A 13,862-nucleotide genomic window follows, 5' to 3' on the forward strand; every position below is an offset into this window, starting at 1 on the left:
ATCCGTTATGCCCGCAGTCGAAGGCGTTGCAGCAAAGACGAAGTGGCGCCCAGGGCGTCACGCAATTGGGCGGCGGTGATGGTGCGCTTGGCCGCATCGAAAGCCAGCGCCGTTCGCAGGGCTGGCCAGCAGTGTTTGGGTAGATTTCGGGGTGCGTGCAGCTCACGGTCGAGGTGACCGTCGCGGGCCTCGGTCGACGGCAAGCGGCGGAACGGGTGTTTGCCGCCCGCCAATTCATAGAGCACGCAGGCCACGCCGTACACGTCCGCGCTGGCCGAGAGTGGCTGGCCTTCGAGCAGTTCGGGGGCGGCGTAGCCGGGGGTCCAGGCGTTGAAGCGGTCGCGGCTCAGGTGCGGCAGGCCGGGCAAGATGCCCTCTTCGGCCTGGCCAAGACCGAAGTCGAACAGGCGCACACCCTCTTCGCTGAGCATCACGTTGCTCGGTTTCATGTCGCCGTGCAGCACGCCGCGGGCGTGGGTGTAGGCCAGCGCATCAAGCAGCGGCAGCGCGATGTCACGCAGCTCTTTCCACGGCAGGCCCAGGGGCCGCTCGCAGAGTAATTTGTCCAGGGTCAGCCCACGCATGAGTTCCATGGTGATGAAGGCCCGCTGGCAGTCGGTGTCCACTTCGAAGGTGTGCAAACGCAGCACGTTGTTGTGGCGCAGTCGTCGGGTCAGGGTGAACTCGCTGTAGAGCAAGGCACTGGCGTCCGGCGATTCGGCAAATTCTTCGCTGAGGATTTTCAGCGCAATGTAAGGGTCGGGATCGCCGAACTGTTCGCGCAGCAGATCCCGTGCACGGTAAACCGCGCCCATGCCACCAGCCCCCAGCAGACGCTCGATGCGGTAACGTCCCGCGAGCACGTCGGGCAGTTCACCAATGCTGGCCCGGGTCGGCGCCAGCGCAAGCTCGGCCTGATGCGGCTTTCCGTTTAGAGGCTTGGCGAACGCGAAGTAAGTCAGGTTATTGGCTTCTTCCTCGGTCACCAGCAGGTCGTCGATCGGTGGCATGAATTCAGTCATTGGCGGATCACCACGGCAGTTAGGTTATCCCGGGCCGAGCCACGCAGAGCGCCGTCGAACAGACGCTCCAGCGCAACGTGCGGCGCGGTCAGGCTCAGGGCGTTGCCCAGGGCATCGCTAGTCAGCCCGTGATACAAACCGTCGCTGCACAACAGAAACGCATCGCCGGGATAGACCTCGAGTTCCAACACATCCAGCGTCAGTTGCTCGGCAGCGCCGACCGCACGGGTCAGCGCATGAGCGGCAGGATGCGCGCGAGCGTCTTCGACGCTCATGTTCTGTTCGTCGATCAGTTGTTGTTGCAGCGAATGGTCCTTGGACAGTTGATACAAACGCTGGCCGCGCCACAGGTAGCAGCGGCTGTCGCCGGCCCAGATGCAGGCCGCGCGATTGCCTTCCACCAGCAGCGCCACCACGGTGCTGCCCATGATGCTGTCGTGACGGCCGGCGGTGACGGTCAACTCCTGACCCAAGCGGCGGTTGAGCCAGTGCAGACACTGGCGAATACCTTTGAGTCGTTCGTCGAAGTCATCCTGCACCGGCAATTCCGCCAGGCTGGCGACGATCAACTGGCTGGCGATGTCGCCACCCTGATGACCGCCCATGCCGTCCGCGACCACCCACAGCCCCTGCTGTGGACAGTCGAGAAAGGCATCTTCGTTGCGCGCCCGAACCTTGCCCGGATCGGTACGCGCAGCGCTGCGCCAGGGGCTGGCAACCAGCATCAGAGCTGCACCGGCATACGGAAGGTGCGCAGCACGCCCATATCGAACGGGTTCGGCGTGCGCTGGCTCGACAGCAAGTAGTTGGCGCGCAGGCCACCCACATCAGCCTTGAGCACCAGCACGTCGCGACCGGTCAGGTACTCGGTCTGCATCAGGTCGAACAGACGGAACAACGACCATGGGCCGGTGTTCTTCTCGATGCCGATCGGGCGGCCAGCCATTTTGTCGAGAACCAGGCTGGTGCGACCGTCTTCGGCATCGGTCGGCCATTTGAACGACACCGGCACGATCGGGCCGTGGCGGTATTCGATGGTCTTGTCGCCAAACTTGAACTCGGAACGGCTGACCGCCGGGTCGAGGGTGTACGGCTCCAGTTTGAACTGCACTTGCGGCTCGGCCGGGTTGATGGCGAAGAAGCTCTGGCGGATCACTTGTGCCGCGGCCATCTGGTCGAGGTAGACCTTGGAAATCGGCATGCTGTGACCGTCAATGCTGCGCAGGCGGTAGTTGCCTGGGTCGCCACTGACGAATGGACGCATGTAGGTATCAAAGAACCGATCGGCGATGCCCTGGGCCTTGAAGAACTCGCGGAAATCGCTGATCGCGACGTCGCTGGTGCTGTGGGCGCTGAACGGGTAACGCTTGTTGATCGCCTTGCCGTAGAAGCTGTACAGCTCGCTCTGATAACGCTGGTTCAGGTACTGGTAAGAATCGTTGAGCACCAGACGCCAGGTGTCCTCGGCCAGCACGTTGAACCACACGCTGACAGGGCGCGGCAGACGGTTCGACGCATTGCGCAGGGTGCTCAGCGCATCACGCTGGCCGCTCATGCGGGTCTTGGCCATTTCGAACGCGGCCTGCTCCGGTGAACTGGCGCGGGCCAGGCTTGCCATTTGCATTTGCAGGTCGTTGAGTGCTTGCAGGGCCGGAGTCAAATCAGCGGCCGGGCCGTTGTTGTCATCCAGCAAGCGGTGCAGCGGTTCGAAGCGACGTTGCAGGGATTTCTTCGCGGTGTCCGGCAGGTTTTTGGTCGCGGCCATGTCAGACGCCGCGTCCGCTGCGGCCGACGCCAGTTTGCCCAACTTGCCGAGCTTGCCCTTCTGCTCGCCCAGTTTCGCGGCGGCATCGGCGGCTTCATCAACCGGTTCGGCTTCCGCCGGGAAACGGGTGTTCTCGCGCACTTCCACCAGCAGTTGCAGCACCGGGGAATTGGCCGACGTCAGGCCCGCCAGTTGCTCGGCACCCTCACTGAAATCGCTGATCGCGGGCAGAGCCACCTGGCCGACCGCTTCGCTCCAGAAGTTGGCGTAGTCGCGGAAGTACAGCTGCTCCAGCTCGACCATCAGGCGACGCAAGTCCATGCCGCTGATGCCCGAGCCTTCGCCCAGCACCCAGTTATCACGCAGGATATCGGTGACCAGCGCCGAACCCTGGACCGAGAAATACTGCTGATAACCCTGTTGGGTGTAGAACCCCGGAATCACGTAATCGGTGCCGACAAACAACGAACCCTGCGGGCCGATGTGTTGGCTCAGGCGGTATTCCGGCAGGTTGCGAGCCTGCTCGCGCAGCATCCGGTAAACCACGTTGGCCAGCGACTCGCTGCGCAGCACCTGACGCGCCTGCGCCACCAGTTGTTCGTTGAGCGGGTAGATAAACGGCTGCTTGAGCAAACGCTCGAAGTGGGTGTTCAAACCGTTCTGCACCGCAGTGTTGCCGGCGTAACGCTGGGACCATTCGGTAGCGACCCAATCCTTGAGCCATGCCGCATCGCGGCGATCTTTCATGTTCAGCATCAGGTATGCGCGCAGGCTGTTGAGCAGGCGTTCGCGGTCCTTCATGTTGGCGCGGATCTGCCCTTCCAGCAGCGTCGCAACCCGTGGCAGCAGTTGCGCTTCGAGCTCACGCTCGTAGGCGCTCTTGACCACCGGATTGGCGTCTTCGCCCTGGTACAGGCCACCACGTTCGTGGTACGACACGTCACCTTTGTTCGGGAACACTTGTGTCGCCGCGTAGCTGGTGTCGAGGGTCTTGAGCACCGCCATGGAATCATCGCGCGCAGTCAGGGCCGAGCGTTGTTGGTTCCAGGTTTGTGCCAGGGAACGCAGGTTTTCCAGACGCTCATAGTTGGCCGAGAAGCCGCCCGCCCAGAGCATGCCGAACAGCGCCAATGCCGCCAGTGCGCCCACATACAGGGCACGTTGACCCCAGTGGATGCGGCTGCGCTCGCGCTTGTCCAGACCGGCCAGGTCGGCCTCGGGGAAGATCACCCGGCTGAGCAAATGGTGAATGAACCGCGAACGGCCGCTGCGCAGGGTTGGCAGCATGCCGGCGCTCATGCCCAGGTTGGCGCCGATACTGGCGGTGGTCTGGTCCATCTGTTGAGTCAGGTGCGGTGCGCTGGTCAGGTAGAAACCGCGCAACTGGCTGACACGCTGGTAGCGGTTGCCGGTGAACGCCAGGTCGACGAACAGGCACAGGCGCTCGCCGATCTGCCCCAGTTGATGCGGGAAGTCGAGGATGCGGCCACGGCGCTGGGTGTCGCGCTCCTGGTGCATGCGCATGATCACCTGGCTGTTGAGGCGACGCAGCAGCTCTTCGAACTCGGCGCGCAGCACGGCCACATCGGTGCCGCTCTGCTCTTTGCGGAAGCTGGTGCCGAGGACCTGATCGCTTTCTTCGCGGGTCAGTTGATCGAAGAACTCGTCGAAACCGAGCAGGCGATCGGCCTTGCTCAACACCAGATAAATCGGCACATCGACGTGCAGTTTCTGATGCACGTCTTGCAGGCGCGCACGCACCTGGCGGGCCAGGGTTTCGAGGTCCTGCTCGCTGCCGCCCAGCAGGGTTTCCACCGGAATGGTCACCAGCACGCCGTTCAACGGGCGGTTGCGGCGACGCTTGCGCAGCAGGTCGAGCAAGGTGCTCCAGGCACTGCCATCGACTTCGGCATCCGGCTGGGTCAGGTAACGCCCGGCGGTGTCGATCAGCACGCCATGGTCGGCGAAGTACCAGTCGCAATGCCGCGTGCCGAGGGTGTCGCGGGTGAGTTTGCGGTCGATCTTGTTGATCGGAAACTCAAGGCCCGAGAAGTCCAGCAGGCTGGTCTTGCCGCTGCCCTGCGGGCCGATCAGCAAGTACCACGGCAAATCACTGCGCCAGCGTTCACTGCGGCCGCGATACAGGCTCGACGTCTTCAGGGTTTTCAGGGCGTCCTTGAAACGCACCTTCAACTCTTTCTCTTCTTCGTCGATCAGCTCTTCACGGCGAATGCGGTCCTGGCCGTCTTCGGTGGCTTCCACAGCCTTTTTGCGCACACCGGCGCGCCAGCTGACGAAGACCATGGTCAGGCCCCAGATCAGGAACAGCACACTGATGGTCAGCAAACGGGAGGTCGAACCTTCCCAGAACTTGTAGTCATTGACCGCCAGCAGCGGCCCGACGAACCACACCAGCAGCGCAACGAACAGCACCAGCAACAGGGTCCAGACCCAGGTCTGGCGCAGGAATGCGCCGACTTTCTTGAAAAACTTTTTCATCACACGTCCCTGTTTACGGCTTCGACTGCGGCTGAGCCGTGGCCGGATCAAGCTGCTGATAAGGTTGCAGAACGGTTTCGCGTTGTTCGCCCAGCACCCAGGCAAAGCCCGAATACATCACCACCAGGCACACCACGGTGAACAGCACCACCATCCACGCTGGCACGATGCGCACCAGGCTGCGACGCTGATCGTTCAAGCCTTCCCAATGCGGCGACAACTCGCGAGGCACGTCGCCGCGCAGTTGGCGAATCTGCCGATACAAAGCGTCGCGGATGCCTTCGAGTTCGAGCATGCCGCGGGCTTGCACGCGGTACTTGCCTTCGAAGCCGAGGGACAGGCACAGGTACATCAGCTCCAGCATCGGCAGGTGCTTGACCGGGTTTTTCGACAGACGATCCAGCAGCTGGAAGAACTTCTCGCCACCGAAGGTTTCGTTGTGGAAGCTGCTGAGCAGGCTCATCTGCGACCACTCGCTTTCGTTGCCCCACGGCGTGGTCACGACAGCTTCGTCGACCACGGTGCAGAGCACATAACGGGCGGCCATCACCTGGCTGCTTTCAGCACCGTTGTGCAGCGCCCGCACTTCAAACAGTTTCAACCCGGCGGTCAGCCGCTCGTTGAGCGCGTACAGGTCTTCGCGGGTGTCGCTGTGTTTGAGCCGCACCACTTCCGACAGCAGCTCGGACGCCGCCGCCACCAGCGAATTGAGGCTGATGTTGAACGCTTCGGCCGGGCGCAGGCGCGCGGCGTAGATCATCCGTTCTTCCAACTGTTCAAAACGCGGCGGTGCCGCGAAGTCAGTCAGCGGACTCGAGGCCGGGCCGTGGCCCTGGCGGTCGAGCAGGACGGTTTTGTCGTCCTGGGTGTGTTCCATGTCCTTGATCATGTCGGTCAGTTCCTGATGGCCCAGAATTTCAGTTCAAGCTCGGCGAATTCGCCGGACACGTGGAACGCGAAGCCGCCGGAGCGTTCGAGTTGCGCCAGGTCTTCGGAACTGAGTTCGAGGATGAAATAGGTTTTGTTGGAGTGGAACGCGATCTGCCGTGGGGCCACCGGCAACGGTTTGACCTTGATGCCCGGCAGGTGCAGGTTGACCAGTTGGCGGATGCGCTCCACCGGGCCGACCTTGAGGTGCGCCGGCAGGCGATGGCGCAGTTCTTCGGAGTCGCAGTTGGCACTGGCCGCGAGCACGAACGAAGCCGAGCCCAGCAGTTTGTGGTCGTGCAACGGCGACACGATGATCCCGTACTGACGCGCTTGCAGCACCAGTTCGATGGCGTGCTGTTCGAGCACCATCGACAGCACCTGACGAATCGCTTCCATCAGTTTGCGGAAGCTCGCGCCCTGGTCGCTGTGCTGGTAACGGCTGTCCAGACGCGGGCGTTTGCTGTCGCTGGAAAACGTCGCCAGATCGCCGAGCATGGTCAGCAGCGTGCGGTACAACTCTTCCGGGTGAACCTGTTCCAGGCCGAGGTAATGGCGCAGCAACAGTTCAGTGCGGTTGATCAGTTGCAGCATCATGAAGTCGCCGACTTCCGCGCCGCCGACCTTGCCGTTGGAGCGGATCCGGTCGGCAATGGTGTCGCCCCGGTGGCCGAGCATGCTGATCACTTCTTTAAGGCATGACAGCAGGTAGCTGGACGAGTGCGCCTGAATGTAGGTCGGCACGAAATCCGGGTCGAGGCTGATCACGCCGTCAGGCGTGGTGTCGAGCACTTCGCAGATCTTCAGTTTCACGTAGGCCTGATCGCTCTGCTGCTCGCCGAGCAATAGCTTGAAGTCCGGACGGGCGCAACTGACCTGGCTGGCGGAGTCGTCACCGGCGTTGGAGTCGGCCACTTCCGCTTCATACGCGGTGTAGCGCGCCAGCACGTCGGACTGCTCCGGGCGGCGGGCCTCGATGTGGTTACCCGTCACCAACGGCAGTGCCAGGTAGATCGGCGTATTGCCGGTGTTCGGCGGCACGTCCAGGGCCAACGGCTCGGTGTTGCCGCCCAGTTCGAACAGGCTGCCGTCGGGCAGAATCCCCGAGGCCTGGCTGATCACCAGTTTGCCCATGTTGAGGAACTGCAAGTCGATTTCCAGGTTGAGGAAGCCCCAGGTGTAGCTGCCCAGCAACTGGGTGCGGGTCTTCATCTGGTGGTCGTAGTAACGATCGTTGTGCTGGAAGTGCTGCGGACGCAGCAGCATGCCTTCCTGCCAAATGACTTTATGGGCATTCATGTTCAGTCATCCGCCTTGGCGAGCGTTTCATGGGTGTTGCGGATGCCGGCCTGATCGAGGGTCAGATCAGCCGCGGTGACTTGCACCGGAGTGATTTGCACGGTGTAGCGCCACTTGGTTTCCGGCAGGTCGCGGTAGGCGGCGAGCACGCCAACGTAACGGCTGCCCTCTTCCACGCTGAGCTTGAGCTCGACGGTTTCGCCTGGGCGCAGTTCCAGTTCTTCGCTGGCCACCAGGTCCGGGGCCAGGGATTCCTTGGCGCGTTCGTAGAGGCTGAAGAAATCAGCGTTCTCGAAGGCCACCGGGTGCTTGAGCTCGAACAGGCGCACGACAATCGGCGATGGACGACCGTTGAGGTCCGGGTTCAATTGATCGCTGGCGGTCAGCTTCAGGTTGAGTTTGGTCACGGTGGAATACGGCGACAGCGACGAGCAACCGGCCAGCAGCACCAAAGCAGCGAACGCAGTCAGCATCTTGAAAAAAGCGGTGGAACAGCGAGACATGCGCATCATCCTTGGTGGTCGGTGTGAAGGGTGGAAATCAGGCGGATCTGTTCTTCGTAGGCCTGGGCGAAGTCGCGGGCCAACAGACGTTCGCTCCAGTCATCGTCCTGACGCAGGGCCTGGTGATAACGCCCATAAGCTCTCCAGCGACTGCCGGAGGTGGCGAGCAACGGCTTGTTGTCTCGCTCGAAACGCAGGGTCAGCTGTTGCGGCGAGAAGTGCTCCAGGGTGCCGCGAACAGCGGCGCGGCTGGCGGTCAGCAAGGCCACCTGATGCGCCTGCAAATCGCGGAACGCACGGGAGATCGCTTGCTCGGCCGGCAATTGGCCCGGCTTGTTGCCCTGCAACAGAATGCCCAGCGCTTCACCGGCATCGACGGCGAATTTCAACGGGTTCTTTTGGCTGCCCTGCACGGTGGTCTGGGCCAGGCGCAGTTCGTTTTTCAGCTCGCTGCGGGTGCGCAGGCTCTGCTGCAAACCGCCGACGCTCTGCTTGAGCAGGCGTGCGGCGTTCAGGGCCAGGGCTTCGCGGGCATCGTGGTCGAGGCCTTTGAGGTCCACGCCCAACGCCGCACCGAAGTGCTCCCAGAAACCTTCGCTCTGACGCTCAACCGCTTTTGGCAGCGGGGCTGGCGCTGGCTCTGCCGGGGCGGCGATCAGCTCCGGCACCATCAGGCTTTCCATGTCGATGCGCGCGTAGTCGGCGCGCTGACGGGTGTCCTCGATCACCGTGCTCGGGGAAATCAGCTCCTCGATCTCCGAGTACACGCGTTCTTGCTGGTCGAGGGCATTGAGCGGGTCAAGGTCGAGGAACGCATCGTCCGGGATGATGCTGCCCGCGGCCTGCGGACGGCCGACTTCGACGTCGAACGTCGCCGGGTCGCGCACCAGTCGCGCGCGAATCTCGAAGTCACCCAGCACATACACGCTGCCGTGTTCGATGCGCATCGGCTCGCCCTTGCGCAGGCGTGCGCCGCTTTCGCTGTCCTGAATCCCGTTGCTACTGGTATCGGTCAGGAAAAACGTGCCTTCGCGGTAGCTGATCACCGCGTGGTGGTTAGACAGGTGACGCTTGCGGTCGGGGATGATCCAGTCGCAGTCCTCGCCCCGGCCGATCACGCCACCGGCCTGTTTGAAGGTCTTCTGGCACAAATCCGTGGGCACGAACTGCTTGGTGTTCAGCATTTCGAAAACCAGTTCCATGATGATGCTCCTTGCGGTCACTTGCCGCGATTGACCGCCTGCGGATCACCCAATGGGCGATAGGTGTTGTCGTTGTATTTGTAATTGCCGCTACAGCCGCCGAGGCCGCATAGAACGACGAGGGTCAGCAGGACGGCTTGCCAGTGACGAACAGGCATCAGAGGGTCTCCAGGGGTAGACAAAGCACAAAGCGCCGACCCTTTCGGGTGGCGCTATCAGAAGCAGATGAGGTGGATTCGAGCGCTCCAGCCAGAGGCCTTGCGCATCGCCTTTGTGGCGAGGGAGCTTGCTCCCGCTCGGCTGCGAAGCAGTCGTAAAACAGAGGGTGCGGTTTGACTGCCACACCGCGGCGCAGGGTTTTGGGGCTGCTGCGCAGCCCAGCGGGAGCAAGCTCCCTCGCCACAGGGAATTCGCCAGCCACAGGGGGCATTCCAACCTGAGTGGTCGGGTTGTAGAAATCGAGATCAGCCATCGAAATCACCCAAATTGATATTCAGCCGCCCGAGGCGGTACAGCAGCGTGCGCCGTGGCAGCCCGAGTTCGCGGGCGGCGAGGGTCTGGTTGCCGTCGTTTTTGCGCAGGCAGTCGAGCAGCAGACTTCGCTCGACCTGCTCCAGGCGTTCGCGCAGGTTCAGGCTGCTGTCTTCCGGCATGGCTTCCATGCGCAGGGAGAAATGCTCGGCCAGCAACTCGCCGCCTTCGCACAGCAAGACCGCGCGCTCGACCAGGCCTTTGAGTTCGCGAACGTTGCCGGGAAAGGCATAACCGGACAGGTGATCCAGCGCCGCGTCGGACCAACGCACCGCATCGCGCTGCAGAAACGCGCAAGCCTTGTCGGCGAAGTGCCGCGCCAGGTCGAGGATGTCGCCTTCGCGCTGACGCAACGCCGGCAGTTCGATCGGGAATTGCGCGAGGCGGTAGTACAAGTCCTCGCGGAACTTGCCTTCGCTGACCAGCACCGACAAATCCCGGTGCGTCGCGGCGATGATGCGCACGTCGATTTTGTGGGTGTCGTTGGAACCCAGCGGGCGGATCTCGCCCTCCTGCAATACCCGCAGCAATTTGGCTTGCAGCGATAACGGCATATCGCCGATTTCATCGAGCAGCAAGGTGCCGCCATTGGCCGCATCGAAGAGCCCGGCACGGTCGCGATCAGCACCGGTGAAGGCGCCCTTGCGGTAGCCGAACAGCTCGCTTTCCAGCAGGTTCTCGGGGAACGCCGCGCAGTTCTGCACGATGAACGCCTGGGACCGGCGCGGGCCGCAATCGTGAATCGCCCGCGCGACCACTTCCTTGCCGGTGCCGGTCTCACCGCGCAGCAGCACGGTGTAGGGGCTGTGCAGGACTTTGCTGATCAGCGAATAGGTCTGGCGCATCGCCGCGCTCTTGCCGATCAGGCCATAACCGCTGGCGCTCGGGACGTTGAGCGGCGCCGGGCGTGTATCACCGTTCGGCTGACGCAAACGCTGCAGCAAGTGCAGTTGGCCGAGCACGAACGAGCCCAGTTGACCGAGGGAATCGGCAAAGCCTTGCAGGTCGATTACCCGGCGACTGGCGCACAGCAGCAAACCTTCGACAGCCTTCTGCTGATTGACTAGCGGCACGCACAGCAGCGACTGCCAGGGCGTAGCCTGGGGCGGCAGGAAGCTGGTTTCGTGCAGGCTGCCGCTCAGCTCGCTGAGGCACACCACGCGGTTCTGGCACAGGGCGAATTGCAGCAGTTGTTCACCGTTGTAATCCGCCGGCAGGCTGGCCCCTTCCCGGGGTTGCAGAACGCCGTTCAGGCACTCGGCGTTCATCCCCAGGCAAGTGTGGGTCGCATCCAGCAGGTACAACTGCGTCAGCTCGCAACCGCTGAGCTCGGCCAGGCCGCGCACGAAGTCACCCAGCAGCACAGCGCTGTCCGCCGCCCGCGACAGGCTGGCGAACTGCGCCAGCAAGGCTTCGGCATAGACCAGCGGTTGCGGCACTTGAGTGAACATCACACCCACCTCAGGCGAACTCGCACGTCACGCTGGCATTGCCGTCGAGCGTCGCATGCACGCGCTTGAGGCTTTCACCGGTGGCCATCGCATCGAGCAAACGGTCGGCCACCAGCGGCAGTACATGCAGGTCGAGCAAGTGGTCGATCAGGCGTGCACCGCTGTCGCTTTGAGTGCAGCGTTCAGCCAGGTGATCGACAAGGTCCTGGGAGTAAGTGAAATCCAGCTGACGGCGGTTCAGGCGCTCGCCCAGACGACCGAGTTTGATTTCGATCAGCTCACGCAGCACCGGGCCGCCCACCGGGTAGTAAGGCACCACGCGCATGCGCGCCAGCAATGCCGGCTTGAAGTGTTTGCTGAGCACCGGGCGAATGGTTTCTTCGAGGACTTCGGCTGTCGGCCGCGCGCCGTTTTCGCAGAGCTCGCTGATGCGGTCGCTGCCCAGGTTCGAGGTCATCAGGATCAGCGTGTTGCGGAAATCGATCTCGCGCCCTTCCCCGTCGTTGGCCACGCCTTTGTCGAAGATTTGGTAGAACAGGTTGAGCACGTCCGGGTCGGCTTTTTCGACTTCATCAAGCAACACCACCGAGTACGGTTTCTGCCGCACGGCTTCGGTGAGCATGCCGCCCTCGCCGTAACCGACGTAGCCCGGCGGCGCACCGATCAGACGCGACACGGTGTGCTTCTCCTGGAACTCGGACATGTTGATGGTGGTGATGAAACGATCACCGCCGTACAACAAATCGGCGAGGGCCAGCGCGGTTTCGGTCTTGCCGACACCGCTCGGGCCGACCAGCAGGAACACGCCGACCGGGGCATCCGGCTTGTTCAGGCCAGCGGCAGTGGCGCGCATCGAACGGTCCAGCGCATGAACCGCTTGTTCCTGACCACGAATGCGCGTGCGCAGGTCGGTGGCGAAGCTTGCGACCTTGGCGTTGTGTTCGCGGGCCAGTTGCGCCAATGGCACACCGGTCCAGGCGCTGATCACTTCGGCCACCAGACGCGGGCAGACTTCGAAGCTCACCAGGCGTTCTTTGACCTGAAGCTCGGTCAGAGCTTTGTGAGTTTCGTTGAGCGCGGTTTCCAGGGTTTCAACGCTTTGCGCTTCGTCCACCGGCAACGTTTCGATCACGGTGCCTTCGGCGTCTTCTTCAACCGTGATGCTCGGTTCGACAGCAGCGGCTTCGCGAGCCTTGGCCAGTTGCTGACGCAGCTCCAGCAGGTGCTCGGCCAGTTCTTTCTGCTCGGTCCACAGCGTTTCGAGGGCGACCTTTTCGTCTTCGGCGTCGGCCAGGCGATCCTCCAGAGCGTCCAGCGCTTCGTGATCGATCAGCAGACCGGCTTCGGCGTCACGACGCAGGGCCTGACGCTGACGGCCACCTTCGGCCAGTTCGCCACGCAGGCGTTCCAGGCTTTCCGGGGCGGCGGCGAGGCTGATGCGCACCCGGGCGCAGGCGGTGTCGAGCACGTCGACCGCCTTGTCCGGCAGCTGACGACCCGCCAGGTAACGGGCGGACAACTCAGCCGCGGCAACCACCGCGTCATCGCGCAGGTAGATGCCGTGGCTCTTCTCGTAGACCTGAGCCAGGCCACGCAGAATGGTCACCGCTTCGCTGACGGTCGGTTCGTGCAGTTGCACCGGTTGGAAACGACGGGCCAGGGCCGGGTCTTTCTCGAAGTATTTTTTGTACTCCGCCCAGGTGGTGGCGGCGATGGTGCGCAACTCGCCACGGGCCAGGGCCGGTTTCAACAGGTTGGCCGCGTCGGAACCGCCAGCGTTGCCGCCAGCGCCGATCAGGGTATGGGCTTCGTCGATGAACAGGATGATTGGCTTCGGCGAGGCTTTGACTTCGTCGATCACGCCTTTGAGGCGACGTTCGAACTCGCCTTTGACGCTGGCGCCGGCCTGCAACAGGCCCATGTCCAGCGACAGCAGCTCAACGCCTTTCAAGACTTGCGGCACTTCACCGGCGGCGATGCGCGAGGCCAGTCCTTCGACGATAGCGGTTTTACCGACGCCCGCTTCACCCACCACAATCGGGTTGTTCTTGCGGCGACGAGCGAGGATGTCGACCATCTGACGGATCGCGCCATCGCGGCACAGCACCGGGTCGAGTTTGCCGTCGCGAGCCTGCTGGGTCAGGTTGTGGGTGAAGCGCTCCAGCAGTGATTCGCCGGGCACCGCCGGTTTGCCGGTGGCCGGTTGTTCTTTCTGCGACAGGGCGAATTCTTTCAGACGCTCGATGTTCAGCTTGGCCAGCAACGACTGATAACGGCTGCCGGCATAGCGCATCGGGTTGCGCAGCAGCGCGAGGATCAACGCGGCTTGCTCGACCTGGCTCTGGCCCAGTTCGAGGTTGGCCACCAGCAAGGCATCCTGCAGCCACTGCACCAGTTCCGGGGCGAACACCGGGTTGCGCGAGGCGCTGTGCTCGACCCGCGATTGCAGCGCGGCGCTCAGCTCGCCAGCGTCCACTTCGGCATCCTGCAACGCCCGGGCGAGCAGGCCTTGCGGACGCTCCAGCAGGCCCAGTAGCAAGTCTTCGACGAGGATCTTGCTGCCGCCACGGGCGACGCAGCGTTCGGCAGAACTTTCCAGGTCACGACGGGTTTCGGCGTCCAGCGCCTGGATAAGTTGTTGCAGGTCTACGTTGATCATGTGT

10 protein-coding genes are annotated in these 13,862 nt (G+C 62.9%); all 10 read right to left on the reverse strand.

Annotation, left to right across the window (positions count from 1 at the left end):
- Positions 1-5: 5 nt before the first annotated feature.
- The 10 genes from LOY28_RS29105 to tssH all read right to left on the reverse strand — a co-directional run bounded on the left by LOY28_RS29105 (position 6) and on the right by tssH (position 13,858).
- The gene (locus tag LOY28_RS29105) at positions 6-1,022 is read right to left on the reverse strand and encodes a serine/threonine-protein kinase (RefSeq protein ID WP_258612863.1); all 1,017 of its coding nucleotides are present in this window, start codon (positions 1,020-1,022) and stop codon (positions 6-8) included.
- Positions 1,019-1,747, reverse strand: coding sequence for a PP2C family serine/threonine-protein phosphatase (locus LOY28_RS29110; RefSeq protein ID WP_258612864.1), 729 nt, complete (start codon positions 1,745-1,747; stop codon positions 1,019-1,021). Before LOY28_RS29110 ends, LOY28_RS29105 begins: the two co-directional genes overlap by 4 nt.
- Positions 1,747-5,286 carry a type VI secretion system membrane subunit TssM gene (tssM, locus tag LOY28_RS29115; RefSeq protein WP_168206147.1) on the reverse strand — a complete coding sequence of 1,180 codons (3,540 nt, stop codon included), beginning with the start codon at positions 5,284-5,286 and terminating at the stop codon, positions 1,747-1,749. Before tssM ends, LOY28_RS29110 begins: the two co-directional genes overlap by 1 nt.
- Before the next feature lie 13 nt (positions 5,287-5,299).
- Positions 5,300-6,175 carry a type IVB secretion system protein IcmH/DotU gene (gene icmH / locus LOY28_RS29120; RefSeq protein WP_018927447.1) on the reverse strand — a complete coding sequence of 292 codons (876 nt, stop codon included), beginning with the start codon at positions 6,173-6,175 and terminating at the stop codon, positions 5,300-5,302.
- A gap of 5 nt (positions 6,176-6,180) precedes the next feature.
- Entirely contained in the window at positions 6,181-7,512 is a 1,332-nt protein-coding gene (tssK, locus tag LOY28_RS29125; protein ID WP_018927446.1) for a type VI secretion system baseplate subunit TssK, read from the reverse strand.
- A gap of 2 nt (positions 7,513-7,514) precedes the next feature.
- A complete protein-coding gene (gene tssJ / locus LOY28_RS29130) occupies positions 7,515-8,015 on the reverse strand; it encodes a type VI secretion system lipoprotein TssJ (RefSeq protein WP_018927445.1) in 501 nt (166 codons plus the stop codon).
- A gap of 5 nt (positions 8,016-8,020) precedes the next feature.
- Positions 8,021-9,217, reverse strand: coding sequence for a type VI secretion system-associated FHA domain protein TagH (tagH, locus tag LOY28_RS29135; RefSeq protein WP_018927444.1), 1,197 nt, complete (start codon positions 9,215-9,217; stop codon positions 8,021-8,023).
- Positions 9,218-9,234: 17 nt separating this feature from the next.
- Positions 9,235-9,375, reverse strand: a complete 141-nt coding sequence (locus LOY28_RS29140) for a hypothetical protein (protein ID WP_007894589.1) — start codon at positions 9,373-9,375, stop codon at positions 9,235-9,237.
- 306 nt (positions 9,376-9,681) lie between these two features.
- A complete protein-coding gene (locus LOY28_RS29145; RefSeq protein ID WP_018927442.1) occupies positions 9,682-11,199 on the reverse strand; it encodes a sigma-54-dependent Fis family transcriptional regulator in 1,518 nt (505 codons plus the stop codon).
- Positions 11,200-11,209: 10 nt separating this feature from the next.
- Positions 11,210-13,858, reverse strand: coding sequence for a type VI secretion system ATPase TssH (gene tssH, locus LOY28_RS29150; RefSeq protein WP_258612865.1), 2,649 nt, complete (start codon positions 13,856-13,858; stop codon positions 11,210-11,212).
- Positions 13,859-13,862: the final 4 nt, after the last annotated feature.

It is taken from the genome of Pseudomonas sp. B21-017 (genome assembly GCF_024749245.1).
Taxonomy (GTDB): Bacteria; Pseudomonadota; Gammaproteobacteria; order Pseudomonadales; family Pseudomonadaceae; genus Aquipseudomonas.

What these genes read in the sequence shown, in the direction of transcription:
- LOY28_RS29105 (WP_258612863.1), bottom strand. Translation starts at nt 1,022, where the DNA reads ATGACTGAATTCATGCCACCGATCGACGACCTGCTGGTGACCGAGGAA.
- LOY28_RS29110 (WP_258612864.1), bottom strand. Translation starts at nt 1,747, where the DNA reads ATGCTGGTTGCCAGCCCCTGGCGCAGCGCTGCGCGTACCGATCCGGGC.
- tssM (WP_168206147.1), bottom strand. Translation starts at nt 5,286, where the DNA reads ATGAAAAAGTTTTTCAAGAAAGTCGGCGCATTCCTGCGCCAGACCTGG.
- icmH (WP_018927447.1), bottom strand. Translation starts at nt 6,175, where the DNA reads ATGATCAAGGACATGGAACACACCCAGGACGACAAAACCGTCCTGCTC.
- tssK (WP_018927446.1), bottom strand. Translation starts at nt 7,512, where the DNA reads ATGAATGCCCATAAAGTCATTTGGCAGGAAGGCATGCTGCTGCGTCCG.
- tssJ (WP_018927445.1), bottom strand. Translation starts at nt 8,015, where the DNA reads ATGTCTCGCTGTTCCACCGCTTTTTTCAAGATGCTGACTGCGTTCGCT.
- tagH (WP_018927444.1), bottom strand. Translation starts at nt 9,217, where the DNA reads ATGGAACTGGTTTTCGAAATGCTGAACACCAAGCAGTTCGTGCCCACG.
- LOY28_RS29140 (WP_007894589.1), bottom strand. Translation starts at nt 9,375, where the DNA reads ATGCCTGTTCGTCACTGGCAAGCCGTCCTGCTGACCCTCGTCGTTCTA.
- LOY28_RS29145 (WP_018927442.1), bottom strand. Translation starts at nt 11,199, where the DNA reads ATGTTCACTCAAGTGCCGCAACCGCTGGTCTATGCCGAAGCCTTGCTG.
- tssH (WP_258612865.1), bottom strand. Translation starts at nt 13,858, where the DNA reads ATGATCAACGTAGACCTGCAACAACTTATCCAGGCGCTGGACGCCGAA.